26 protein-coding genes are annotated in these 23851 nt (G+C 48.9%); 16 read left to right on the forward strand and 10 right to left on the reverse strand.

Features of this window, described 5'->3' with window-relative positions:
• Positions 1-94: 94 nt before the first annotated feature.
• On the reverse strand, positions 95-577 hold the full coding sequence (locus tag OXH18_RS17410) for a ketosteroid isomerase family protein (protein WP_268608402.1): 483 nt from the start codon (positions 575-577) through the stop codon (positions 95-97).
• A 348-nt stretch (positions 578-925) separates the two neighbouring features.
• Here OXH18_RS17410 and OXH18_RS17415 point away from each other — a divergent pair, with 348 nt between their 5' ends.
• A complete protein-coding gene (locus OXH18_RS17415; RefSeq protein ID WP_268608404.1) occupies positions 926-1426 on the forward strand; it encodes an orange carotenoid protein N-terminal domain-containing protein in 501 nt (166 codons plus the stop codon).
• A gap of 56 nt (positions 1427-1482) precedes the next feature.
• On the opposite strand, the gene OXH18_RS17420 is transcribed toward OXH18_RS17415, so the two are convergent.
• Positions 1483-1629 carry a hypothetical protein gene (locus OXH18_RS17420; RefSeq protein WP_268608406.1) on the reverse strand — a complete coding sequence of 49 codons (147 nt, stop codon included), beginning with the start codon at positions 1627-1629 and terminating at the stop codon, positions 1483-1485.
• 469 nt (positions 1630-2098) lie between these two features.
• On the opposite strand from OXH18_RS17420, the gene OXH18_RS17425 reads away from it, so the two are divergent.
• Positions 2099-3181, forward strand: a complete 1083-nt coding sequence (locus tag OXH18_RS17425) for a class I fructose-bisphosphate aldolase (protein WP_268608407.1) — start codon at positions 2099-2101, stop codon at positions 3179-3181.
• A 123-nt stretch (positions 3182-3304) separates the two neighbouring features.
• On the forward strand, positions 3305-4351 hold the full coding sequence (locus OXH18_RS17430) for an ATP adenylyltransferase family protein (protein WP_268608408.1): 1047 nt from the start codon (positions 3305-3307) through the stop codon (positions 4349-4351).
• A 64-nt stretch (positions 4352-4415) separates the two neighbouring features.
• On the opposite strand, the gene OXH18_RS17435 is transcribed toward OXH18_RS17430, so the two are convergent.
• From OXH18_RS17435 to OXH18_RS17460, 6 genes are read right to left on the reverse strand one after another with little or no spacing between them, the layout of a single operon-like run.
• Positions 4416-5927, reverse strand: coding sequence for a GMC oxidoreductase (locus OXH18_RS17435; protein ID WP_268608409.1), 1512 nt, complete (start codon positions 5925-5927; stop codon positions 4416-4418).
• 13 nt (positions 5928-5940) lie between these two features.
• Positions 5941-6549 (reverse strand): cytochrome c oxidase subunit 3, encoded by a 609-nt coding sequence (locus tag OXH18_RS17440; protein ID WP_268608410.1) that lies wholly within the window; start codon positions 6547-6549, stop codon positions 5941-5943.
• A gap of 12 nt (positions 6550-6561) precedes the next feature.
• Complete coding sequence (gene ctaD / locus OXH18_RS17445) at positions 6562-8235, reverse strand: cytochrome c oxidase subunit I (RefSeq protein ID WP_268608411.1); 1674 nt, start codon at positions 8233-8235, stop codon at positions 6562-6564.
• Positions 8232-9152: a cytochrome c oxidase subunit II gene (locus OXH18_RS17450; RefSeq protein WP_268608412.1), complete on the reverse strand. Its 921-nt coding sequence runs from the start codon at positions 9150-9152 to the stop codon at positions 8232-8234. The genes ctaD and OXH18_RS17450 overlap by 4 nt, the downstream gene beginning before the upstream one ends.
• A 56-nt stretch (positions 9153-9208) precedes the next feature.
• Entirely contained in the window at positions 9209-9823 is a 615-nt protein-coding gene (locus OXH18_RS17455) for a DUF2231 domain-containing protein (RefSeq protein ID WP_268608414.1), read from the reverse strand.
• Positions 9823-10323: a DUF2231 domain-containing protein gene (locus OXH18_RS17460; RefSeq protein WP_268608415.1), complete on the reverse strand. Its 501-nt coding sequence runs from the start codon at positions 10321-10323 to the stop codon at positions 9823-9825. Before OXH18_RS17460 ends, OXH18_RS17455 begins: the two co-directional genes overlap by 1 nt.
• Positions 10324-10599: 276 nt before the next feature.
• Between OXH18_RS17460 and OXH18_RS17465 the strand changes: the two genes are divergently transcribed.
• From OXH18_RS17465 to mdh, 6 genes are all read left to right on the forward strand, one after another.
• Positions 10600-11130 carry a hypothetical protein gene (locus OXH18_RS17465; protein WP_268608416.1) on the forward strand — a complete coding sequence of 177 codons (531 nt, stop codon included), beginning with the start codon at positions 10600-10602 and terminating at the stop codon, positions 11128-11130.
• A 430-nt stretch (positions 11131-11560) separates the two neighbouring features.
• The gene (locus OXH18_RS17470) at positions 11561-11851 is read left to right on the forward strand and encodes a putative quinol monooxygenase (RefSeq protein WP_268608417.1); all 291 of its coding nucleotides are present in this window, start codon (positions 11561-11563) and stop codon (positions 11849-11851) included.
• 188 nt (positions 11852-12039) lie between these two features.
• The gene (locus tag OXH18_RS17475; RefSeq protein ID WP_268608418.1) at positions 12040-12315 is read left to right on the forward strand and encodes an HU family DNA-binding protein; all 276 of its coding nucleotides are present in this window, start codon (positions 12040-12042) and stop codon (positions 12313-12315) included.
• A gap of 219 nt (positions 12316-12534) precedes the next feature.
• A complete protein-coding gene (locus OXH18_RS17480; RefSeq protein WP_268608419.1) occupies positions 12535-13347 on the forward strand; it encodes a hypothetical protein in 813 nt (270 codons plus the stop codon).
• 157 nt (positions 13348-13504) lie between these two features.
• Complete coding sequence (gene ndhO, locus OXH18_RS17485; RefSeq protein WP_268608420.1) at positions 13505-13720, forward strand: NAD(P)H-quinone oxidoreductase subunit O; 216 nt, start codon at positions 13505-13507, stop codon at positions 13718-13720.
• 291 nt (positions 13721-14011) lie between these two features.
• The gene (gene mdh / locus OXH18_RS17490; protein ID WP_268608421.1) at positions 14012-14968 is read left to right on the forward strand and encodes a malate dehydrogenase; all 957 of its coding nucleotides are present in this window, start codon (positions 14012-14014) and stop codon (positions 14966-14968) included.
• Positions 14969-14991: 23 nt separating this feature from the next.
• On the opposite strand, the gene OXH18_RS17495 is transcribed toward mdh, so the two are convergent.
• Positions 14992-15354 (reverse strand): hypothetical protein, encoded by a 363-nt coding sequence (locus OXH18_RS17495; protein ID WP_268608422.1) that lies wholly within the window; start codon positions 15352-15354, stop codon positions 14992-14994.
• Between the two features lie 232 nt (positions 15355-15586).
• Here OXH18_RS17495 and OXH18_RS17500 point away from each other — a divergent pair, with 232 nt between their 5' ends.
• The 3 genes from OXH18_RS17500 (at position 15587) to OXH18_RS17510 (ending at position 20413) form a co-directional block, all read left to right on the forward strand.
• Positions 15587-17299 carry a glycosyltransferase family 39 protein gene (locus tag OXH18_RS17500; protein ID WP_315874751.1) on the forward strand — a complete coding sequence of 571 codons (1713 nt, stop codon included), beginning with the start codon at positions 15587-15589 and terminating at the stop codon, positions 17297-17299.
• 38 nt (positions 17300-17337) lie between these two features.
• Positions 17338-19716, forward strand: coding sequence for a single-stranded-DNA-specific exonuclease RecJ (gene recJ, locus OXH18_RS17505; protein WP_268608424.1), 2379 nt, complete (start codon positions 17338-17340; stop codon positions 19714-19716).
• A gap of 82 nt (positions 19717-19798) precedes the next feature.
• On the forward strand, positions 19799-20413 hold the full coding sequence (locus tag OXH18_RS17510; protein WP_268608425.1) for a hypothetical protein: 615 nt from the start codon (positions 19799-19801) through the stop codon (positions 20411-20413).
• Between the two features lie 6 nt (positions 20414-20419).
• Here the strand turns inward: OXH18_RS17510 and OXH18_RS17515 are convergent, their stop codons facing one another.
• The gene (locus tag OXH18_RS17515; protein ID WP_315874752.1) at positions 20420-21013 is read right to left on the reverse strand and encodes a MarC family protein; all 594 of its coding nucleotides are present in this window, start codon (positions 21011-21013) and stop codon (positions 20420-20422) included.
• A 289-nt stretch (positions 21014-21302) separates the two neighbouring features.
• Between OXH18_RS17515 and OXH18_RS17520 the strand changes: the two genes are divergently transcribed.
• From OXH18_RS17520 to OXH18_RS17535, 4 genes are all read left to right on the forward strand, one after another.
• Positions 21303-22178: an ABC transporter permease gene (locus tag OXH18_RS17520; RefSeq protein WP_268608427.1), complete on the forward strand. Its 876-nt coding sequence runs from the start codon at positions 21303-21305 to the stop codon at positions 22176-22178.
• A 160-nt stretch (positions 22179-22338) separates the two neighbouring features.
• Positions 22339-22737 carry a DUF4346 domain-containing protein gene (locus OXH18_RS17525; protein WP_268608428.1) on the forward strand — a complete coding sequence of 133 codons (399 nt, stop codon included), beginning with the start codon at positions 22339-22341 and terminating at the stop codon, positions 22735-22737.
• A 178-nt stretch (positions 22738-22915) separates the two neighbouring features.
• Positions 22916-23464, forward strand: coding sequence for a 2TM domain-containing protein (locus OXH18_RS17530; RefSeq protein WP_268608429.1), 549 nt, complete (start codon positions 22916-22918; stop codon positions 23462-23464).
• A gap of 11 nt (positions 23465-23475) precedes the next feature.
• A complete protein-coding gene (locus tag OXH18_RS17535) occupies positions 23476-23784 on the forward strand; it encodes a (2Fe-2S) ferredoxin domain-containing protein (RefSeq protein ID WP_268608430.1) in 309 nt (102 codons plus the stop codon).
• The last annotated feature ends 67 nt before the right edge of the window (positions 23785-23851 follow it).

A 23851-nucleotide genomic window follows, 5' to 3' on the forward strand; every position in this document is an offset into this window, starting at 1 on the left:
TCTAGTTGCACCCTATCCTGCTCCCTCCTAACTTCTCTTTCTAGGGAGGGCAGACGGTGGGGTGAGGATGATGCAGTAAGATGAAAAATGGATATTAGGATTTTAATTTCAGCAGTTCCTCTAACGACGCCAGTAGTTTTACTTTCACCAACAGAATTTCTGCTGCTGAGTTTAAGACAAACTTCCAACCGATATTGATGCTAAACAGTGGCGTTTGCACCCTGCCTCCAACCTGATATTCTTCCGTGCCGTCTTCCTGGGCTTCACGACGATAGCGATTAGGAAAAAGCTGTAACCCTTTGGCTTCGGTTTCTAAATACTGGACGATTGCCTTCTGTCCAACCACTGGAGAATCAAAGGGTGGATCGAGGACACCCTCTTCGGCAAAAAGAGCCGCCGTTGCCTGAAAATCTCCAGTGTTGAGCAAATCAAAATAGCGAGAAACGATCGCTTTACTAGTAGAGGAATCTGAAGTGGTAAACTCAATGAAGCCTTCAGCCATATCGCTAGGATAATTACTAGCATCATTACTCGACTGACTTTCTACATCGTCAATGGAACTACTTTCCTGATGCATTGATTCAACGCTTGACTCAGAGACCTGCTCCTCGAATAATTCAAGTGCAGGTTCGCTCAGGTCTGCTGACGAATTTGACTGTGAACCTTTAAACTGCTTCATTACCAATATTTAAATTAATCAAGTAAATTAATCAAGAAACCCATCAAGAAATCGCCCAGAATAAAACTTCAGTCTCTGCCTTCTACAACATTGCTTACGATTGAGAAGGTATTCGCGATCGTATTATCAATTACGACATTAGTTTACAAATCTGCCCGTAGTCAGGTTTTATAGTTCCGTCTTTCGCCAGGTTCTAATTAAACTTACGACTTGCTAAGGTGGCGACAGTGAATTGAGGCGATAGGTGTGACATACACAAAAACGGATTCTAATCCATCGTTGGTTCAGTCATTTCAAAGTTTAGATGTTGATCAGCAGCTAGCACTCTTTTGGTTTGTCTACAAGGGGATGGGAGATTCTATTACTCCAGCGGCTCCCGGTGCAAGTACAGTTTCACCTGAAATTGCTGAGTCCTTGTTCAACCAAGTCAAGGACATGTCCCACGATGAGCAGCTACAGGTACAGCGCGATCTCGTAGCCCGTAAAAATAGCTTGATTTCCCGCGAATATGGCGCCATGAGCGATACAACCAAGCTGCTATTTTGGTATCGCTTGGCTCAAGGGATGGATAACCAAACGATCGTTCCCGTTCCTCCAGGCTATGAGTTAACGTCCGAAGCAAACTCGTTGTTAGATGAGATTAAGAAGCTCGACTTTGGTCAGCAGATCACGTTCTTCAGAGATATTGTGGGCCCAATGGGCGTTGACCCTAATGCCGTTCCTCACGATAGCGAAACTGGATTATAAATCCTCGGTTTGAGTCGCTAACCTATTACTGTTATTGTCCAGACATCGCACGTTTCCTAGATTTGAGCTTTTCTAAATTTGAACGGAGCGGGGGCAATGGGGGGATTGCTAGCAGAATAGCTGCGCCTGCCCTGCTTGTTCATATCGCTCTGGCTCAAGTCCGGCCGATCAACGCTGCGTCGATCGAGAGTGATGTTAGCCATCGTTATACAGCAGGGTAGGTATTGCCTGCCCTCTTTGTCATTAAAAAAAGACCTAAAGACCTACGGATGGCGTTACTGAACACAGATATGAATTGCTCTTATTCCCAACTCTTTCTCCCCAGAAAGAAGGGAGCTAGGACTCTTGTTACCCTCTGCTTTGGGCGAGGGTGAGAACTGTAAGCAGCTCCAGCACGAGAATCATACTTCTGTTCAGCAACCAAAGACCTGTAGACTAGGATCTCGATCCTAATTGGCGTGTGGGTTGGCAAAGGGCAATCTGAGGATGTTAGAAAAACCCGAAATTTTAGACAATCGAACGGTACTTCTTACACAATAGATATTAGTGGCTCATTTAATCATTAGTTAAGTTGCAACGCATTCTGATTAAATGGGCTAGCTCCAAATTATTCATTCAGATGTTGGTTTTCATAGCAACATTCTTTGTCGTTTTTTAAGGGCAGAATAAATCATGACCGCGACATTAGCTGCTCCGCAATCGATCGAAGCGTGGTTAGGACATGAAGCAGAGGATCTATTGACATATCAAGCCAAAGTTTCTAGAGATCTACTGCATTTACCGGGTCCAGATTTTGTCGATCGTGTCTTTGTGCAAAGCGATCGCAATCCTCAAGTTTTACGAAACCTGCAATTACTTTATTCTACAGGGCGGTTGGCTAATACAGGCTATTTGTCGATTCTGCCAGTCGATCAAGGGATTGAACACTCGGCTGCGGCATCGTTTGCACCAAATCCCATTTACTTTGACAGTGAAAATATTGTGAAGTTGGCGATTGAAGGTGGCTGTAATGCGGTAGCTACGACCTTGGGCGTATTAGGCAGTGTCTCTCGCAAATATGCACACAAGATTCCGTTCATTGTCAAAATTAATCACAATGAACTGCTAACTTATCCGAATCAGTTTGATCAAGTTTTGTTTGCATCGGTGGAACAAGCTTGGAACTTAGGCGCTGCGGCCATTGGTGCCACAATCTATTTTGGTTCACCGGAATCGACTCGGCAAATTCAGGAGATTAGTCAGGCTTTTGCTCATGCCCATGAGTTAGGAATGGCAACGATTCTTTGGTGCTATTTGCGTAATAGCGCTTTCAAACAAGACAAAGACTATCATTTAGCGGCTGATTTAACTGGGCAGGCTAACCATTTGGGCGTGACGATCGAGGCGGATATTATCAAACAAAAACTCCCGGAACTAAATAACGGGTATGGTGCAGTAGCTGATGCTACTGGACATAGCTATGGCAAAACAGATAAGCGAGTCTATAGTGAGCTAACGACCGATCATCCGATTGATCTCACACGCTATCAAGTGCTTAATTGCTATGCAGGTCGGGCTGGATTAATTAACTCTGGTGGCGCTTCCGGTAAGAATGACTTTGCCGAAGCCGTGCGTACTGCGGTAATTAACAAACGGGCTGGAGGCACCGGATTGATTTCGGGGCGAAAAGCGTTTCAGCGTCCGTTTGAGGAAGGGGTGAAGCTTTTCCACACGATTCAGGATGTGTATTTGTCTCCTGATGTGACGATCGCATAGATGCGCGCAAACCTAAACCACAGGCTAGTTGTAATTTGGCGGGGGCGGTTCATTGATCGCCTCCTTTGTTTCTCCATTTTCGGGACATCGCAATGCATCACGGTTCAATATAGTCGCTGACCTTTGCTATGGTGGAGGTTAGGATTTGCTCCATTCAATCATATTCACAGCAACATGGCGATCGATCCGTCCTTGAACCAATCATCCTTCATTGACAAAACCCTGCTACTAGAACCAGGTACGCTGCAAGATAAGGTGATTCAGCAAACAAAGCGGGCGATCGAATCGGGTGCCTTGATCTCGATTCCCACCGAGTATGAGTTTGTACAGCAAGACGGCATTCAGTTCTTGGTGCGGATGTTAATTAATCTGGCACGCAAAGAGGAAGCCAAACAGCAAACGAGTACTAAAAATGATAAGGACTTTAACCCTTTTTTGCCGTATGAGGCGAATTTATTTGTAACCGATGTCTCTAAAACTCATCTTTGTTTGTTGAACAAATACAACGTCGTAGATCAGCATATTCTAATAGTGACGCGATCGTTTGAGGAACAAACCAGTCTGCTGACATTACAAGATTTTGTGGCGCTGTGGGCCTGTTTGGCTGAATATGACGGACTGGTGTTTTACAACGGTGGTGAAGCAGCCGGGGCCAGTCAACGCCATAAACATCTGCAACTGGTTCCTTATCTTGTGGCACCAGATGTGCCAAACATTCCAATTGAGGTTTACCTAGAATCGCGAATTGCCGAAGTATCAGATTTCAATCAGATCATCACGATCCCAGAACTGCCGTTTGTTCATGCGGTGGCTGCGATCGATCCTGCCTGGCTACAATCTCCAGGGATGGCAGCCACAGTTACGTTAGAACGCTATTATGAATTGCTGAAGGCAGTGCGCATTCCAATTCGTGAGATAACTTTGAATCAGGAAGATCTTTCTGGCACTCGATCGATGCCTACAACCAATTACCTTCAAGCCGCCCCCTACAACCTGTTAGTTACTCGGCGATGGATGCTGCTGATTCCGCGATCACAGCCCAGTTTTGAAGGCATTCCGGTCAATTCGCTGGGGTTTGCTGGAGCGCTACTAGTGCATAATCCTGAGCAACTAGCAACCTTGAAGACGCTGAAGCCTCTGTCGTTGCTGCGCCACGTCGCCATTTCATAATTCTGTGAACGGTAGAGTGATTGATCATTCGGTTGCTGGTTTTACATCAGTATGGATTGAGCTGTTATTTAAGTCGATCGATGAGATGATCGCCTACCCGTAAGGCATTCGCAATAATGGTCAAGCAAGGACTGACACTGGCATTAGAGGGGAAGAAACTACCGTCTACCACGTAAAGGTTGTCGAGATCATGGGCCCGGCAATAGGGATCTAAGACGGATGTGGCAGGATCAGTCCCAAAGCGACAGGTGCCACACTGATTGGCCACTACTTGCAAGGGAGCCTCACCGCGTGGGTGAATGTTGCTGCGCTGAAAAATGGATTGAGTAGATTCGATCGCCTTCAATACCTCGATCCAGCGATATACCAGTCGATCGTGCGCTTCTACATTGTTGGGCGTGTACTCTAGATAGAGCTTATCGTTCTCGACGCGAACACGATTATTGGGGTTGGGTAAATCTTCGGTTTGGGCCCACCAGCCAATCGATCGAGTGGCCAGTTGCTTTAAACCAAACCCAGGCACGACTTTGGCCAAAACCGATAAAACCGGAGGAGATTCCGCAAAGATCACATCTTGCAAAAGTCCACCTGTGTTCTGAATGTGACCCATCGGATAGGAAAAGTTTTCGTCCCCCCAGTAGAAATCGTGAATGTAAACGCTACGGGGAAACTTGCCAGAATTAGAGGCCGTACTCAGTTGCACCACAGCAGTGAGGGAGTGTTTCATGAAGTTTCGCCCCACCAAACCAGAGCTATTAGCAATACCATTCGGGCAAGCATCATTGGCCGATCGCAGCAACAACGCTGCCGAATTGATAGCCCCACAGGCCAGTACCACAATATCCCCCAGAAATAGATAAGACTCGCCGCCAATCTCCGCTTCCACCGCTTTCACAACCCGTCCCGACGGATTGGTATGCAAGCACACGACTCTAGCAGAGGTTCGTAAGGTGACATTGTCATACTTCAGAGCCGGCACCAGTCCACATACTTCGGAATCACTCGTTGGATCATCTTGCTGCCGAGTTAGCCCCAGCGGCATAGTGACTGGATGCAGTCCTTGTTCAGCAATGGCGTCTACTACAGGTTGCATACACGGATCGTGGGCAACGGCTGGATAGGGATAATCGGCGCTACGAGGTGGCTCGGTGGGGTCTATGGCAGACTGTCCATGCACCAGATAGAGTTGCTCAGCGGCAGTGTAGTAGGGTTCAAAGTCCGCGTACTTCACACACCACTCTGGCGACACACCTTCTTGATGGGTCACGGTTTCAAAATCGCGTTCGCGCATTCGCAGCAGCGCCGCTCCATAGATTTTGGTGTTGCCACCGACGGCATAGTTGGTTTGGGGGGAAAACGGTTCGCCTGCACTGTCATACCACTGTTCAGGGGCGTGATAGCGTTCTTTCCTGAAAATATCAACGTTACTGCGGTTTTGCTCCTCTAGAGGCATGGTTTCGCCGCGTTCCAGCACCAGAATTTTCTTGCCCGTTGGTGCAAGTTTATGGACTAACGTGCCCCCCCCAGCCCCAGTTCCAATAATGATGAGATCGTAATATTGGTCGTCGATGATCATGAGAAACCTCCCCTCACTGCCAGAGATAAATCAACACGAACAGAATGATCCAAATCACATCGACGAAGTGCCAAAATAGCGATGTGGCTTCTACGCCAAACGATCCCTTGTCATAGTTTCCTGGAAGAAACGATCGCCCCAGCATGATAGTTTGCAATAAAATTCCTGTGGCCACATGCAGCCCGTGAAAACCTGTGAGCAAGTAAAATAAGCCGCCAAACACTCCAGAGGTGAAGCCAAACGGCAACCCGGCCCATTCTCGCGCTTGCCCCACCAAGAAAAACGTCCCCATCGCCATGGTGACCAACCAGAAGGCTCGAAAGCCCCAGAGGTTTTCTTTGTGCAAAAACCGCTCGGCAACGTAAATCACGAAGCTACTAGAGACCAGCACGATCGTATTAATCAGGGGTTCTTGGGTGTCTAGTCCTGTTACGCCCGGCGGCAACCAATCTGCGGTTGTGGTTTTGAGGATAATGTAGCCACCGAAGAAGCTGAGAAACACCACACTTTCCGACAGCAGAAACACAATAAAGCCGAATTTGCTGTTGCCCGCTTCATCGTGTTCATGCTCGACGGCGTGGGATGCGACGGAGACAGTTTGGGTTTCGAGAGAACTTTCCATCACGAGATTGCCTCAATTTGCTGCATTGGACGGAGATAGGTTTTCGGTCAACGGTTCATTGCTGCCATAACCGTAGGGGGGAGCCGTGACGATCGGCAGTTCTTCAAAGTTTTCCACAGGTGGGGGGGAAGCAACAAGCCACTCTAGACCGATCGCTCGCCAGGGATTGGCTGGGGCGGGTTTGCCTTGAATCCAAGAACTGACCATGTTGAGAATAAACGGTAGCGTAGACATGCCCAACAGAAACGCACCCAAACTGGCCAGTACATTCCAGAAAGCAAATTCGGGATCATAGGAAGCCACCCGGCGCGGCATTCCTTGTAGTCCTAGGGGATGCATCGGGAAGAAATTCAAATTCGCGCCAATGAACGTCAACCAGAAGTGCAGTTTACCCAAGCCTTCGTAGTACATTTTTCCTGTCATTTTCGGGAACCAATAGTAGATGGCGGCATATACTCCCAGCACTGTTGCTCCGTAGATCACATAGTGAAAATGACCGACCACGAAGTAGGTATTGTTGACGTGAATATCGACTGGAACCGACGCTAGCATAATGCCCGTGATGCCAGAGAAAACAAACATGACCAATCCACCCAACGCAAACAGCATGGGGGTATCGAGGCGCAGCTTGCCGCCCCAAATGGTGGCGACCCAGGCAAATACCTTAACACCTGTGGGCACTGCTACACACATGGATGTCACCATGAACAGTATCCGCATCCAGCCAGGGGTGTAGCTGGCAAACATGTGGTGTACCCACACTAAGCTGCTGACGAAGGTAATCAAAATTGAGGAAACCGCCACCACGCGGTAGCCAAACAGTGGCTTGCGAGCAAAGGTGGGAAATACTTCCGAGAAAATGCCGAAGACGGGCAAGATAATCACGTATACGGCCGGGTGGGAATAGAACCAGAAGAAATGCTGATATAGCACCGGGTTGCCACCCGTTTCTGGATTAAAGAAGCTGGTTCCTACTGTAATATCAAACAGCAGCATCACGGCTCCGGCTGTCAGAGCAGGCAACCCGTAGAGTTGAATCAACTGTGCGCTGAGCACCGCCCAAACAAAAGCCGGCATCCGAAACAGCGTCATGCCAGGTGCCCGCATCCGAGCGATCGTCGTCACAAAGTTCACTGCCCCCATAATTGACGAGACACCCGACAGCGCCACCGCCAAGAGCCACAGCACTTGTCCATTGATCAAATTTCCAGTGGGATTTTGAATGCTATTGGGTGGATACGCCCACCAACCTGACTGTGACGGCCCGCCCGGCACTAAAAAGCTCGACATCAGCAAAATTCCTACCACCGGAACCATCCAAAAAGCTGCGGCATTCAGGCGAGGAAAGGCCATGTCTCGCGCCCCGATCATCAGCGGCACTAGATAATTAGCTAGCCCCACTAAAACTGGAAACGTCCACAAAAACAGCATGACGGTGCCGTGCATGGTGAACAGTGCATTATAAACAGTGCGATCGATCAAATCGGCTTCGGGGGTAATCAGTTCACCCCGCATGATCATGGCAAACAAACCACCCACCAAGAAAAAGAAAAACGAGGTGACAATATATTGAATGCCAATCACCTTATGGTCAGTGCTGAAGCTGAAGAAGCGGCGCCAATTATTGGGAGCACCGGGGACAGGTTGTTGGGTTTCGTTGAGAGTTTCTACAGGAACATTGGTCATGATTGGCTGTCCTTGATGCTGGTCGGATAGTTAACAATGGGGGCCGGGGCTGGGGCGATCGTCTTCCAGCCAGGAATAACAGATTTCTGTGAGGCTTGGTAGTACTCATCGGCCGCCTGATTGAACGACTCAGCGGGGGGGTGCCCAGAGGCATCAGCCAGCCAGGACTCGTAGGCGTCCTCCGACTCGACCACCACATCCGTTTGCATGGTGGCAAAGTAGGTGCCGCTGTACTGCGAGTCGCGCAGACGATAGCGCCCTTCTCGCACCGGGGTAAACTCAAAATCGATCGTGCGATCGGGAATGATGTCTTGCTTTAGGCGAAAGGCCGGCACATAAAAGCCGTGAATCACATCTTCTGAGATTAAGTTGAGGTGAACTCGTTGATTGACTGGCAAATGTAGTTCGGTGCTAGTGACACCATCGGGATAGCGAAACTCCCAGGCCCACTGTCTAGCTCGCACTTCGATCGACTCATCCGGATCAATTGTGTCTTCAATAGCCACGGCATAGGCTTCTTCCATACCAGGAACATGCAAATGCACAATTTCCATAGGCCCGTGGGTGGCCATGCGTTCGTAGGTTTGGTAGCTGATGCCTGCAATCCAAAAGACGAGTAGGATCGGGATGGCTGTCCACACAATTTCTAGTGTCACGTTGCCTTCGATCGGCGGGCCATCACTATAGTCATATTTGCTAGCGCGGTGAAACAGAATTGAGTAGATAATGGCCCCAGTGACACCAAAGAAAATAAAAGAGCCAAGCGCCACTAGAAAGCTAAATAAATCATCCACCATTTTAGATTCAGCCGCGGCCTGCGGCGGCAACCAAGCGTAGGATTGTTGTCCCATCCATACACTGATCGCTGCTAGGACGATGGTGGCCAGAAGTAAGTTCAAAATAAGACGAATGTTCATAACTAGGAAAGCGATTGGAAGGCATTGAACGGCTAACGGATGAGCATCTGTTTTTTTTATGATCCTTGTCTAAGAACGGCGTTTGGATCTTTGCCCATTTCCAGTAATTGATCGGCAGTATTGTGAATGCCAAACTCACCGGCCATATGAGCGCCTAATGTCCCATGGGCATACATGATGGCAAAGATCACAAGCCCCATCGCCAGATAACTCCACTGCACCTGCCGTGCCATATCTTTACGCCAGTAGTAGCGTTGAAAACCGCGCCAGACTGTCATGCCAACAATAAGGGCTAGCAGGACCACTCCACCTACACCATGCCACAACATGGTGTCAAGCGCATTTAATCCCCAAGCACTGGTGACATCGGACACCGGAGTCGCCAAGAGAATTTCATAAAAGCCAGTGGCGACAGTAGGAAAAGTGACGATCGCGGCTGCCAGCATGTTATACCACCCCACATCAAAGAAATTAGAGCGGACAGCTTCGATCGCCAAAAACTTGAACACAGGCTTTTCTAGTGGGTAGAGTACCCCAACAATGTCAAAGGCAATGGCGACAATAAATAACCCTAGAGTTAGATGCACCAAGTTTGGGTGAATGGGAATGGAATAGGGCAAGCCGTTTGCACCTAGCTGGGAACCGACTTGATCAATCAGTTCAGCAGTCATTACAGCGTTCCCTCCCGAATGGCATCCACAACAGGCACCGTATGCAACCCATAGACCCAGACCAACTTATCGCCCAGATAGGTTTGAAAAAATACGAGTCCCAGCAACAATAGCCCGGCTAGTAGATAGGGGAAGGGTAGTTGCTTTGGATCATGGGAGCGAATGACGTAGCGCCATCCGGTAAGCGCAGAAATAATTCCAGCTAAGGACCAACCTAACAGCGTATGTAGGTTTAAAACCGGAATGGCCGCGTCGTAGGGTTCGGACAATCCGGCTTCAACTTGGCCAAAAATCACAGCAATAAAGATGGAGATTGTAGCGAAAAACATATTCCACCAACTCACTTCGTACAGTCGCACGTTGCGAGTTAGATAGCCAACCACATCGCAAAGGACAGCGAAGATGACCATAGCAATCACGAAATGAACCACGATCGGGTGGATGGTATCGGGATACGGTAAATTGTGCTCGTTTAGGGGCGGAAGCAAATTTTCAAACACAGTGACTCTCCTGGAGTAGCGTCCAGTACCTACTTTAAAGTTAGCAAACTTAACATTCTAGACAATGTATTCATCATGGCAGTCGCAGGCTTTTTCAAGATTATTTCGCATTTTCTCATGTCTGCCTCGCTTGGATGCCAAGATGAACTGTAGAGATTGTCACAGGCAAGCAACAAAGCTTGATGAGAAAACTAAACTTTCAGAAGAATACTTGTATCGTTTTTAGGACAAACACAATAAAATTGGTGGAATGAAACTTTCTGTGGAGATTGAAACATGGCAGGAACATCAGGTAGACGATCGAGAGCGGCTTCCATTCAAAAACAAGCGATTGATCAGGTGAACACGTCGCTGCAAGAACTGCCAGCAAAACCAAAAGACAATCTGTCACTGCGCGAAGCGGTCAACTTACTGCAAGATGAAATTCGCTCTGCCTTAGCAAAAGGCTATTCACATGAAGATTTGGCTGCAATTTTTGCCGATCAAGGCATTGAAATCAGCGCCTTGACATTGAAACGCTATGTGTCTTCTGGCAGAAATCAAGGAGCAAAATCAAAGTCCATGTCTGGGCGCACCCGCACCCGCCGCGCACGCAAGTCTGAAGACACTTCTAGCAAGGCAGAACCTCCTACAGACCTTGATGATGCAGAAATGGTAACTGAAGAAGAGTCTGCTTCTGGACCTGGTCGGCGACGTAAAACTTCAGCAACCAAAGCCCAATCGTCTAGCTCTACGAAATCAACCAGTCGAGGCACGTCTACGCGGGGAACGACTTCAACTCGTACTCGTCGTAGAGGAGGGAGGTAGAGAACCGAATCAGGACACGAGAAAGAATTAATTTTGCCAACGGTTATATTCAGCGCTGAATCATTTCTCGATTGCTTGCAAACCCAATAGTGGAATTGGCGGTTGATGATGGAATCAGTTGACCTGAACCGTTGGCAATCTTGGTGAAGTAGATAATTATTGCCCAAACTATTGCCACTCCTCCCCTTAACAAAGGGAGGTTGGGAGGGGCAGTGTACTATGCAACCTCATAAAGAATTGGTATTACAACTATTGCAACTTAAACTATCGCAGCCAGATTTTTGAAGCAACTGGGCGGTTGCATTCATGGGTAGTATCACCGTCCTTAATTTTTGGTTTTTCAATGTTAATTTTTGTTCGATTGACGCCTTCCGTTAGTTCCTAGAGAATCAGGCTATTGTATCTACGTCATTGCCGGAGAGCAACGCTCATGTCCCTGACCATTATTGCCAAACTGAAGGCAAAAGCTGGAGCAGAAGAACATCTTTATCAGGAATTGCGCCGTGTAATTCCTCTGACCATTGCAGAAGCAGGCTGTATTACCTTTGATCTTCACCGATCGCTCGATGATCCGTCATTGTTCATGATCTACGAGAACTGGACTGATCGCGCTGTTTGGGAAGACCATATGCAAACTGAGTACATCCAAGCGTTTCAAACCAACACAAAGGAGGCGATCGACGATTGGGATATCTTTCTATTAAAACGGGATGAGGAATGAGTTGGCGCCAGCTTGAAACTGAGTATTTCTTCCTTGGCAACAACCAGTGAAGTAGGCAGAACACGGGCCAACCGAAAAATAAGATTAAATCTCGCTCTTTTCCTGGCGAATTCATGCAAACATACGGTTCAACTTCTAAAACCTGCATTAGAATGACAGCTATTTTGTCGCGTTTAGGATTTTAAACCATGAACAAAGGTGAATTAGTAGACGCTGTGGCCGGAAAAGTTCAAGCCACGAAGAAGGAAGTCGATGCCGTATTGTCGGCAACGATCGAAGCCATCATGGATGCGGTTGCCAACGGCGATAAGGTGACACTGGTGGGGTTCGGTACATTTGAACCTCGCAAACGGGCTGCCAGGGAAGGGCGCAATCCTCAAACTGGGAAAGCGATTCAAATTCCCGAAACGGTCGTTCCCGCTTTTTCAGCGGGCAAGCTTTTCAAGGAGAAGGTGTCCAGCTAGCGAGTTGGGCGTATGGTTTGGTGACTCGATTGATCCCTCAACTGAATCGCTCAACTCAAGTCGCTCAATTCAAGGGTGTCCCCCTTTTGATCAGCGGGTCAGTAGGGGGATTTTCCTGTCTTGGAATCGATCGAAGCATGGGAGATTGACCCGCAGCGGACGTGAAAGGTCAGCCGATCCGGTGGGTATGCTAATGCCATGCTTCTAAAGGGGGGCATTATGCAATCTCCGTTGCGTCTAAATCACGAGGTCAGCCGATGGCCAATCACCGGGATGGTGGCGATCATCTGTATCTTGAGTATCATTGGCTTGCAATTACCGCAGTTGCAGCAGCAGCAGCGCCAAGTGGCAACCATTGCGGAAATTCGTCAGTTTACGCAAGCTGAAAGCATGCGGTTAAACGCCATGAGTGTGTTGCCCGCTTTCGGGTTCAGCAATATCGTAGCAGATTGGGTGTTTCTGAGGTTTTTGCAATATTTTGGCGACGACACCGCTCGTCGCGCATCGGACTATCGCCTCAGTCCTGACTATTTCAAGATTATCTTAAACCACAATCCCAACTTTTTAGCGGTATACCCGTTCCTGTCCACCAGCACATCATTGTATGCAGGGATGCCCGATCGGTCGATCGCGATAATGCAAACTGCTTTACAATCGCTTAAACCTCATGCCCCGTTAGGGTCCTATTACGGCTGGCGACAGTTAGGCATCGATCAACTATTGTTTCAGGGCAGAGCCGCCGCCGCCCGACAATCTTTTGCCACTGCTGCTGCTTGGGCCAGTCTGCAAGGCAACCAAAATGTGGCAACATTGTCCCAGCAAACTGCCGACCTATTAGCGACGAATCCTGAGAGCAACTATGCCCAAATTGCCGCGTGGTCAATGGTATTAACCACGGTTCCTGACGATCGCACCCGGCAGACAGCGATCGCACATATTGAAGCACTGGGTGGCACGATCGTTCCCCAAGCAGATGGCTCGTTTGAGATTGTGCCGCCGAAGAAGGAGGAAAGAGAACGAGGGAAGCGTTGAAATAGGCAGTCCTCGCGCTTGGTGGAAGTGTCGAAGCCCAAAGCCACATCAAATTGATCGAATTCATGAATCCGATCAGGAAAGCCTATTGTTCTGGGTCTTTAGCCTTTAACCTTCATCCCTGTAGAATATAGATTTGTAACGCTTGGTGAAGATTATGGCAGTAAAGAGAGGCGATCTAGTCCGAGTTGTGCGGGAGAAGCTGGAAAATAGCCTGGAGGCACAAGCCAGCGATACACGGTTTCCGCCCTACATTTTTGAGACTAAGGGCGAAGTGGTAGACATGAAAGGGGATTATGCCATGGTGAAGTTTGGCTATGTGCCCACTCCCAATTTTTGGTTGCGAGCCGATCAACTAGAGAAGGTCAGTTAGCAATATCAGCTAAAAACCCCACGCGATCTGCGACTCTCTGAATCTTACCACCCTAACCTTCCATCCCCCGATCTAGTAGAGGAGGGAGCTATAGGCTAGGGTTAGCTCCCTGCACCTAAGCGTGGCAGTAGGGCTAGGGATAAAAGCGATACGGGATTGAGCCGACCTCTGTCAAATAGCTGCACATCGTGTGACCCTTGCAAAGGAAAAGGTTAGTTAATTTCTGCGCACGGGTGTAAGTAAACGAGCCAAGATGGAAGTAACATCCTCTTGCGACTTTGGGCTGAAATTATGGCTTCATCCTTAGCGGTTTGTCGGCCCACTCGTGTTTCAGTGATTGGTGCTGGCAATGTGGGCAGTACGTTGGCTCAACGCATTGTCGAACATAATTTGGCAGATGTAGTGCTGCTGGATATTGTGGGTGGGCGTCCAGAGGGCATTGCCTTGGATTTGCTGGAAGCAAGAGGGCTGGAAGGGCACGATCGCCGCATTGTAGGCACAACCGAATATGCCGCAACGGCTGGATCGGATGTGGTAGTGATTACGGCAGGATTGCCCCGCAAACCAGGGATGTCTCGCGATGCCCTGACTCGTGCTAATGCCCAAATTGTGATTGAAGCTACTCGGCAAGCAGTGGCGCAGTCTCCGGAGGCGATTTTTATCATCGTTACCAATCCGCTGGATGTGATGACGTATCTGGCATGGAAAGTGAGTAAATTGCCGCCGCCACGAGTCATGGGTATGGCGGGCATTCTGGATTCGGCCCGGTTTCAAGTGTTTATTGCCAAGGAATTGGGGCTATCGCCGATCGACATTCGTACAATGGTGTTAGGTGGACACGGTGATTTGATGGTGCCACTACCGCGCTATTCTACGGTGAGTGGTATACCTATTACGGAATTGATGGATGCGAGTACGATCGATCGCCTTGTGGAGCGTACCCGCAATGGAGGAGCCGAAATTGTAGAGTTGCTGAGAACGGGAGGAGCCTTTTATGCGCCCGCGTCCTCGGCCTACACAATGGTGGAAACAATTTTGCTGAATCAACCCCGCCTGCTACCGATCGCCGCCTACCTGCAAGGCGAATATGGGCTGAATGATTTGTACCTCGGTGTTCCAGCCCGCTTAGGCTGCGGGGGGGTAGAAAGCATCTTGGAACTGAAACTGACCGACGAGGAGCGCATCGCCCTGCACAAGTCTGCTGAGTCAGTGCGGTACACCCTAGAGTATGCGTTGGATTTACTGTAATTGAGCCGGGCCCATTCCCTGAATCAGCTTGCCCATTCCTCGTCTGTGTCGGGGGCTGTCTCTTCTTCTGTATCAGGATCTGGCTCTTCAGACTGCCAAGTGGCAATCAAGCGAAATACCGCCGGAATTTCCCCCTGATCAATGGGAAACTCTAGGGTGGTTTCCGATAGCCTCAAGTAGCCTGAGTCTGAAAACGACAGCAACACTCGTCGCAGCGCTAGCCACACTTCGGATTCAAATTCCCAGTCTTGACCAACGTTGGCGCGACCCGCGATCGATCGCAGCGCCCAGAAATAGCTATTGCGCACCACTGATCCTTTTTTCTTGTAGTGCGGCACATCGTCTTTGTGCAAAAACAACACATCGTTTTCAATTTTGGCTTTCATAAGCTACTCTGATTTCACTGTTTATACTAGATTGCAATCTCCTACCGCTCGAAACAATCTTCGCGACAAACGCACCACTCGTATAGGCGATTCGCGCATTGCCCCGACCTAGTCTGCAACGTTCTCAATTTAAATACCCCTTCAGCCTTGCGGGAACTCTGGTTCATTCTGATCGTCTAACCATCCTCATCACAGTACACAGCGAGGTTAACGGGTGAAACAGCGCACAGAGATGCCATTGCGGGTGCTGCTGATCGTTGCAATTGCCATCGGAGTTGGATTTCGGTTGATACATCTCGATCGCAAAATTTATTGGCACGATGAAGTTTATACCTCCATGCGGGCAGCGGGCTACACCCGACGAGAGATCGATCAAGCCCTGTTTCAGAACGCATTGGTGGCGGCTCCAGACCTTCAAACCTTTCAGCAGCTTAAACCCGGTAGCACCAACGCAGATACGATTCGATCGCTGATGATTGAGGACCCACAGCACCCGCCACTATATTTCCTGATGGCGCGGTATTGGATGCAGTGGTTTGGTAGTTCCATGACAGCATCTCGCAGCTTGCCGGCAATAGTGGGGCTTTTGGGGTTGCCCTTGATGGGGCTACTGGCGTTAGAGGTGTTTGCGTCTCCGACGGTGGCACTGTTGGCAACGGCGCTGTTGGCGCTGTCTCCGTTTGACGTTTTGTTTGCCCAAACGGCACGACAATATAGCTTACTGACAACGGTAATTATTGCCAGCAGTTGGCTATTGCTGCGGTGGGTCAGACAGGTTACGTGGCCACGTTGGACTTGGTACATGCTGAGTGTGGCGATCGGGCTATATGTGCATCCATTTTTTGCATTAACGATAATAGCGCATAGTACTTATATTCTACTCATGGCAATCCAGGGTCAGCCATGTCAGACACCCCCCCAAGTAGAATCTCTTTATCCTCAGTCCAGTCATCAGCCCGGTGTAGAAGCCAGTCATTCATCTCCCTTTCGATCGAGTGTTGCTCGCGGTTTATCCAGGATAATCACCTGGATAACGACCTGGCGCTGGTCATTCATGGGCCGGTTTTTGCTGGCGATCGTAGCCGCACTGGTGCTGTATTTTCCCTGGATTTTGGTTCTATCTGGAAACTATCAACGAGCGTCAGCAACCACAAATTGGACACGGGCCGAAGTTGGGTTCGATTATTTAGCAAAATTGTGGACGCTCAGCTTCACGGCCTTGTTCAACGATATTGATTTTGGCTTTAATAATTTTTTGACTTATCTATTCCGATTACCTCATCTGTTATTGATTCTCGTAGCGCTCTACGCCGTTTATCGCTGGACTGCAAAATCAGCCAAATGCTTTATTCTCACATCAGTGTTTGTCCCATTCCTATTGTTGGTGCTTCCCGATCTGCTGTTGGGTGGCAAACGATCGGCGGTGAGTCGTTATTTGATTGCCTCGTATCCAGGGGTACAGTTAGCCGTGACCTGTTTGATCGGAATGGGGTTGAATCACATTCGATCGTCTGTGCAGCGATTTTGGCAATGGGCCCTTTGTGTCTCTCTCATGATCAGCATCATCTCCTGCGGTATCAGCGCTCAAGCTCAAACCTGGTGGAATAAAGATCTCAGCTATTACAATGCCGAGGTGGCAGCACAGGTTAATGCGGCGGCTCAAACAGCTTCACCAGTCGTAATTAGCGATATGGGTGATGATTTCACCAATATGGGTGATTTGATTTCACTCAGCTACGAGCTTCAAGATACAGTGCGCTTGTTATTGGTCAGTCAACCACCTGATTTTAGCCAGCTTCCTGATACTGATTCTATCTTTGTTTGGCGGCCTTCCCATCAATTACAAACAGAATTAGAAAAAACCTGGAACTTGCAGACCGTGAATCAGCCTGCCCGCCTCACTAAACTGACTCCAAAACCGATCGTTGGCTATTCTTCCAATTAAAATTAAATCGTCCTGTTCGTGAAAGGGTGCGATCGCCGATGCCTCGCTCTCAGTGGCAAATTCAACCCACGCTGTCCCTGCCCGACTGGTTTATGCAATCGGTGCAGCGGCATACGGGCGAGCTATCCGGACACTATTTGGCCCAATTGCTGTGGCAACGGGGCATTCGCGAACCGGCTGACTTAGCTGGATTTCTCAACCCAGCTTTTTATCATCCCACCAGCCCGTTTGAGTTTGGTGAGGAAATGCAACAGGCTGTGCAGCGCTTGCAACAGGCGCAACAGCAACAAGAGAGGATTGCTATTTGGGGAGACTTTGATGCCGATGGCATTACGGCAACGGCGGTTCTCTGGGAAGGATTGGGCGCTGTTTTCCCTCCAGACCGGTTGATTTACTACATTCCCAATCGCTTCACCGAGTCGCACGGACTTTCGAAAGCAGGCATTGATCAATTGGCAGATTGGGGTACTTCTCTAATTGTCACCTGTGACACAGGCTGCACGGATGCAGAGGAAATTGCTTACGCCCAAGCCAACGGCATAGATGTGATCATTACCGATCACCACACTCTGCCGATCGATCGCCCCCCTGTGGTTGCCATTCTCAATCCTCGCGCGCTGCCTCTTGAACATCCGCTGGCCAATTTATCGGGCGTAGCGGTAGCCTACAAGCTGGTGGAAGCGTTTTATCAATCCTTACCCCAGCCTCCCTTAAACCTGGACACGCTGCTAGACTTGGTGGCGATCGGGCTAGTGTCTGATTTGGCGCAACTGACGGGCGATTGCCGCTATTTAGCCCAGCGCGGCATTGAACAGCTTCAGCACCATGCCAACCAACCGCTTCATCAATCAACGCGACCAGGCATTACCAAATTACTAGAACTGTGCAAACGCAACGGCGATCGCCCTACCGATATTTCCTTTGGACTGGGACCACGCATCAATGCCATTAGTCGCATTCATGGCGAGGCTCAGTTTTGTGTTGAGTTGTTGACCAGTTGGGATCTCGATCGGTGTCAACAGTTGGCGGAAGAAACAGAACTGGCGAATACTCGGCGTAAGTCGCTGCAAAAAGATATGGTGCACCAAGTAAAAGCAAAGCTAGCGCAACTCGATTTGTCTACTTGTCCGGTGATTGTGCTAGCTGATTCTCAGTGGTCAGTAGGTCTGTTGGGATTGGTAGCGGGACAGATTGCGCAGGAGTATGGACGTCCGACAATTCTGCTGAGTGTAGAAGCTTCTGATGACGAAGCATTGCCTGCACTAGCTCGTGGTTCGGCTCGTTCGGTGAATCAACTCAATCTCTATGAACTAGTGCAACAGCAGGCGCACTTATTGCATCGCTGGGGAGGGCATCCCTTGGCGATGGGGTTGAGTTTGTCTGTAGAAAATATTCCGTTGTTTAGCGACGCCATCAATCGCCAATTGCGGCAAACGCTGAAAGCGAACCATGAAACAGACACCCTGCTGCAAGCCGATCTGACAGTGACGGTGGCCGAGTTAGGCAAGGCGTTATTTCGCGAACTCAAGCTGCTAGAACCCTGTGGTATTGGCAATCCTGTGCCGAAATTGCTGATTCAGAACTGCTGGTTTCAACAGGTGCGCAACCGCAACATTCAAGATCATCGCGGACGCAAAGTTCGCTACATCAAAACAGAATTTGAACTGTGGGATGATTCTGCCACAGATGGCTTTCCAGGCGTTTGGTGGGAACATTACCGCGACGAAATTCCCACTGGCTTGTGTGATGCGATCGTGGAACTGGATTTCAACACCTACAAAAAATGCTATGAAGTACGGCTGCTGGCGGTGCGATCGACCCAGCAACCCAGTCAACTGACCGTTGCTACGGCTGTTGATTGGATTTTAGATTGGCGAGGCAAAGCAGAAATAGAAAATTTGATCGCGCCCCTGTCCTCTCCTTTGCCGCTCAATCATTCCCCAAAAATCTTGAAAATTACTCAGTGTCCAACCAGTTGGAGGGATATGCAGCAGTGGTTTCAGCAAGTGCAACCAGGGCAAAAATTAGCGCTAGCCTACGCTCCACCCCTAACTCACCCCCCAATCGATCTCTGGCAACAGTTGGTAGGAATTGCCAAATATCTCACCCGAACGGGAACCTTGGCAACGCGATCGCAACTGCAAGACAAGCTGGCATTGAGCGATCGGGCATTGACGATGGGGCTAGAAGCGTTACAGGAGCTTGGGTTTACTGTCAGCGTTGTAGATGAAACGGTGCAAATTGGCTGGTTCAAAGCGGTTGAGGAAACAATGACCAACTCTGCTCTCGGCCAATTTTTTGTGGTGCTAGAAGAAGAACAATTTCGTCAGCGTTATTTTTACGAAGTGCCCCTTGCTACTATTCAATCCGTTGCCCGTCAGTTTCTTCAATCTCGCAGTAGAGCGATCGAAGATTGAAAATCCTAGAATGGGCTTAGTCGTTCATAAAGATAGAGGCTATCGTATGGGGTTCAATGATGATTAAAGACTGATCTATTTATTGGAGGGAATCGCTTTCTTCACACTGCATGAATTTGATTTAGACGAGATTGTTCGATCGCTAACCACCATCGGCATCATCTCGATTCCTTTGTTACAAGAACAAACTCGACAACAGTTGCAACGCGAAGCGGAGCAATTCAACTACGCTCCTGAAATTAAAACAATTGGCGCAACTGATCAGATTGTGAAAACTGAATATGATTCCTGTGATACCTTTGCTGAGAATTCGTTGTACACAGAATTGACACAGCAGTTTCAAACTTTACTAAATGATGCCATTGCCCAAACGGGATTATCGCTGTTTGAGACACCACTGCAATTTAACTCTATGGTGCTGCAACGTTATCGACCAGAACAATTGGGGATCACGCCTCATCGCGATAGCCTTAGAGCTATCAACCTGATCTGTGTTTTCAACATCAGTGGACATGCTTCTTTCTACCGCTGTGACGATCGATCAGGGGCTGGAGCCATTGCCATCGATACGACCCCAGGACATGTGATTTTGATGCGAGCACCGGGATTCTTAGGATTAAGCGATCGACCGTTTCATTACGTTACTGAGATTCGCTCTACCCGCTATAGCTTGGGATTACGACAGCGGATTCGATAGAAACCCTCAGGTGAAGAACAAGGTGCGAATGCCCTCACTGCCAAGCTCGATCGCTAGAGCCGCCAGCAAAAATCCCAAAATTTTGGTGGCAATGATGGCACCTTCTGCTCCAATCCAATGGGAAACCCGGTTCGCTTGCCGAAAAATTAACCAGCTTACCAGCATGGCGGCCACAATCCCAAAAATCACGCTAGCGTGGGCATTGGGTTCTTGGGACATCAACAGCATAACGGTTGTTAGCGTACCAGGACCAGCCAATAGTGGTAGAGCCAAGGGCGTAATCGCCACATCGCGATCTTGTTCGACAATCGGCTCTTCGATTTTGCCGTTCAGCATATCAAGCGCAATCAGCAGTAACAGCAATCCTCCGGCTACTTGCAGCGAAGCAATACTAATATGCAAGTAATTCAGGATAGGCTGCCCGATAAAGGCAAAGATTAATAAAACGGCCGTTGCCACAAGGGTCGCTCGATCGACGACTTGATTGCGCTGCTCTGCATCCATCCCCTTCGTCAGAATTAGCAAGATTGGTGCATTGCCGATCGCATCGGCTAAAACAAACACCGCCACAAAGGTCCGAATCACGATCGACACATCCATTTCCATCCCCCTTTGCCACTTAACACATTACGTTTGGTTCTGAACCTGATTGAGTGTTTCAATCTAGGTTTTAATTCGCTGCTTTTAATACCAATTCTCTATCAGGTTGCACCGGATGCCGACCCCTCCAACCATCCCGTTGCAAGGGGAGGAGCCGCCAGCGGTGGGATGAATGCGATACCGCATGACAAAGAGTTGATACAACCTAAAGTCTGATGTCGTCAAGATAAAGCTAAAGCACATTCGATAAACGATAAAATGCTGCTTTAGCCTCTGTATTTGTGCCATCATGTCCCTTGTAAGAACCCGCCCGCTGCGGCAATTTGTTGGATTATCCAGTCTATCGCGTCAAATGATGGCGATCGGCGTGCTAATCACCCTCGTATTTGTCTTGGCAGCTGTATTTGCACCACTATTGCAATCTTGGGGCGTCATTCAAGATCCGCTCGAAGCGTTGGCGAATCCCATTCATCAACCCCCATCGGTAGAGCACTGGTTTGGTACAAGTCGGCAGGGCTATGATGTGTTCTCGCGCACGTTGTTTGGCAGTCGCGTCGCGCTACAGGTGGTGATTTTGGCTACACTGCTGGGATTGGTGACAGGTGTTCCTCTGGGCATGGTCAGCGGCTACATTGGCGGACGGCTCGATCGCACCGTGCTGTTTTTCATGGACATCATTTCGACGTTGCCAACGTTGTTACTGTCTGTCACCCTAGCGTTTGTGGTGGGTCGGGGGGTGTGGAATGCGGCGATCGCCCTCAGCATTGCCTACATTCCGCAATATTATCGAGTGGTCCGCAATCATACCGTCAGTGTCAAAACTGAGCTATTCATTGAGGCGGCCCAAGCAATGGGGGCCTCGACGTGGCGGGTTCTGAGGCGCTATCTTTTCTTTAATGTGATTCAAAGTGTTCCGGTGTTGTTTACCCTCAATGCAGCAGAAGCGGTGCTGGTTTTGGGTGGACTGGGCTTTTTAGGGTTAGGACTGCCTGAAGGTACACCAGAATGGGGCCGCGATCTGCAATATGCCTTGGATGCTTTGCCAACAGGCATTTGGTGGACAGCCCTGTTTCCAGGGCTAGCTTTAACGCTGCTGGTAGTAGGTCTGTCGCTGATTGGCGAAGGCTTAAATGAGTTAATTAATCCTTTGGCTCGGCAAGAATGAGTGGTTAAGATTTGTAACTTCACAAAAAGTAGTATTGACTTTCAGTGGAATTCTCTGCGATCTCCTGCCCACATCGGCAACGTACAGATTACACTGGATCAAGCCCTTAATTCAGACATTAGGTCGCACCTTATCATCTTGGCAATTCTCTTTTTGCTCCATGATTCCATCTACACAAAAACTATCGGCTGAGGAGCTAGTTGCCCTCGATCATAAACTCTCTAACCGCTACATCGAACTTGATCCGGCTGGTTACTTTATCATTTATGTCGATCGTGAAGCCGGACTCATTTGCGCGAAACATTACACGAATACAATCAACGATAAGGGGCTGGCTTGTGATCCTGAAACCGGTGAACCCTTGCCTTGCAACAGTAAAGTAGAGCGGGTTCCAACTCGAATTTATGCAGGTAGAACCGCGAAAGAATTGTGCATTCAGATATTTGAAGAGACCCAACCCTGCCCCCTAACATACCTAGACCATGCGGCTTATTTGGGGCGGGAATTTGTGCGGGCGGAAATGGCGCTGCTGACAGGACAAGACTATATCCAGGATTGAAATCGGCTTTTTGGAGTCTAGGGAATGGGTGGTTGGAAATGGGTTAGTTGAGTCAATAAGGATTGTTTGAATAGGCTTGGACTCATGGCACGAGTAGTCGAGCACAGCCAAGTTCCAGCATATCAGTTCGGTTCCAATCAGTCTTCTTCTGCATTGAGGACAAATCTCACCAGGGAGGATGAGTTCGTCTGCTGTTGGGCTGAGTAGAATAGAAGGGATAGCTATTCCTCATTTACAATCCGTTGCCATGATGAACGAGTTGTACCGCTCAGAAGACGCCCAGCAAATTTTGCAAATTGCAATGGCTCGTCAAACAGACGAAGGCGAACTCACTCGCACTCAGCTTTATGAGATTGCGGCAGAGTTGAATATTTCGATCGCCGATATGGAAGCAGCAGAACAACAGTGGTTAGCACGGCAAGGTGAGGAAGCAGAACGGACTGCGTTCATTCGATTTCGGCAAAGCAAGTTTCAGCGACGACTGGCGAAATATGCGATCGTCAATGTGTTTCTGATTTCCCTGAATTTACTGACTGCTCCAGGAATGTTGTGGTCGCTGTATGTGGCGCTCTTCTGGGGAATTGGCGTCGCGCTAGATGCTTGGAAGACCTACTGGGTGGGCGATATAGAATTTGAGGAAGCCTTTGAAAACTGGCGACAGCGGCAACAACTGAAGCGATCGGTTTCGACAGTGCTCAATCGCTTCAATCGCTGGATTGCGAGTTGATGACGGCTCCAATGTCTTCCCCAAAGCGGCGATGCGTTTTAGTTTGTCAACACCGATCGTGTGCTCGTAACGGAGCCGCCGACGTTCTAGCCACTTTTCAGCAAGCTGCACCATGCGAAGTGTTTGTCAGTGGTAGTGATTGCTTGGGACAATGTGCATCTGGTCCAACGGTGCAGGTGATGCCCGACGGTACATGGTATTGTCGAATTAAGCCCAGCGATGTAGCGGCGATCGTTGAGCAACATTTGCAGAACAATCAACCGATCGCGAATCTTCTGCATCCGCGGTTCCATCCGCGTTACGATAGTCCGCTTGTATAGTGCTCAATTGGCAGAGCTTTCTATGAAACCCTGTATACGGGTGAAGCCGAACTCAAAAAGCAGTGTA

This window comes from Thermocoleostomius sinensis A174 (genome assembly GCF_026802175.1).
GTDB classification, from domain to species: Bacteria; Cyanobacteriota; Cyanobacteriia; order Elainellales; family Elainellaceae; genus Thermocoleostomius; species Thermocoleostomius sinensis.

What these genes read in the sequence shown, in the direction of transcription:
- OXH18_RS17420 (WP_268608406.1), bottom strand. Translation starts at nt 1,629, where the DNA reads ATGGCTAACATCACTCTCGATCGACGCAGCGTTGATCGGCCGGACTTG.
- OXH18_RS17450 (WP_268608412.1), bottom strand. Translation starts at nt 9,152, where the DNA reads ATGAACATTCGTCTTATTTTGAACTTACTTCTGGCCACCATCGTCCTA.
- OXH18_RS17535 (WP_268608430.1), top strand. Translation starts at nt 23,476, where the DNA reads ATGTCTTCCCCAAAGCGGCGATGCGTTTTAGTTTGTCAACACCGATCG.
- OXH18_RS17500 (WP_315874751.1), top strand. Translation starts at nt 15,587, where the DNA reads ATGCCATTGCGGGTGCTGCTGATCGTTGCAATTGCCATCGGAGTTGGA.
- OXH18_RS17525 (WP_268608428.1), top strand. Translation starts at nt 22,339, where the DNA reads ATGATTCCATCTACACAAAAACTATCGGCTGAGGAGCTAGTTGCCCTC.
- OXH18_RS17480 (WP_268608419.1), top strand. Translation starts at nt 12,535, where the DNA reads ATGCAATCTCCGTTGCGTCTAAATCACGAGGTCAGCCGATGGCCAATC.
- OXH18_RS17495 (WP_268608422.1), bottom strand. Translation starts at nt 15,354, where the DNA reads ATGAAAGCCAAAATTGAAAACGATGTGTTGTTTTTGCACAAAGACGAT.
- OXH18_RS17440 (WP_268608410.1), bottom strand. Translation starts at nt 6,549, where the DNA reads ATGGAAAGTTCTCTCGAAACCCAAACTGTCTCCGTCGCATCCCACGCC.
- OXH18_RS17520 (WP_268608427.1), top strand. Translation starts at nt 21,303, where the DNA reads ATGTCCCTTGTAAGAACCCGCCCGCTGCGGCAATTTGTTGGATTATCC.
- OXH18_RS17465 (WP_268608416.1), top strand. Translation starts at nt 10,600, where the DNA reads ATGGCAGGAACATCAGGTAGACGATCGAGAGCGGCTTCCATTCAAAAA.
- OXH18_RS17435 (WP_268608409.1), bottom strand. Translation starts at nt 5,927, where the DNA reads ATGATCATCGACGACCAATATTACGATCTCATCATTATTGGAACTGGG.
- recJ (WP_268608424.1), top strand. Translation starts at nt 17,338, where the DNA reads ATGCCTCGCTCTCAGTGGCAAATTCAACCCACGCTGTCCCTGCCCGAC.
- OXH18_RS17470 (WP_268608417.1), top strand. Translation starts at nt 11,561, where the DNA reads ATGTCCCTGACCATTATTGCCAAACTGAAGGCAAAAGCTGGAGCAGAA.
- OXH18_RS17455 (WP_268608414.1), bottom strand. Translation starts at nt 9,823, where the DNA reads ATGACTGCTGAACTGATTGATCAAGTCGGTTCCCAGCTAGGTGCAAAC.
- OXH18_RS17530 (WP_268608429.1), top strand. Translation starts at nt 22,916, where the DNA reads ATGAGTTCGTCTGCTGTTGGGCTGAGTAGAATAGAAGGGATAGCTATT.
- ndhO (WP_268608420.1), top strand. Translation starts at nt 13,505, where the DNA reads ATGGCAGTAAAGAGAGGCGATCTAGTCCGAGTTGTGCGGGAGAAGCTG.
- OXH18_RS17475 (WP_268608418.1), top strand. Translation starts at nt 12,040, where the DNA reads ATGAACAAAGGTGAATTAGTAGACGCTGTGGCCGGAAAAGTTCAAGCC.
- ctaD (WP_268608411.1), bottom strand. Translation starts at nt 8,235, where the DNA reads ATGACCAATGTTCCTGTAGAAACTCTCAACGAAACCCAACAACCTGTC.
- OXH18_RS17410 (WP_268608402.1), bottom strand. Translation starts at nt 577, where the DNA reads ATGCATCAGGAAAGTAGTTCCATTGACGATGTAGAAAGTCAGTCGAGT.
- OXH18_RS17515 (WP_315874752.1), bottom strand. Translation starts at nt 21,013, where the DNA reads ATGGATGTGTCGATCGTGATTCGGACCTTTGTGGCGGTGTTTGTTTTA.
- OXH18_RS17425 (WP_268608407.1), top strand. Translation starts at nt 2,099, where the DNA reads ATGACCGCGACATTAGCTGCTCCGCAATCGATCGAAGCGTGGTTAGGA.
- mdh (WP_268608421.1), top strand. Translation starts at nt 14,012, where the DNA reads ATGGCTTCATCCTTAGCGGTTTGTCGGCCCACTCGTGTTTCAGTGATT.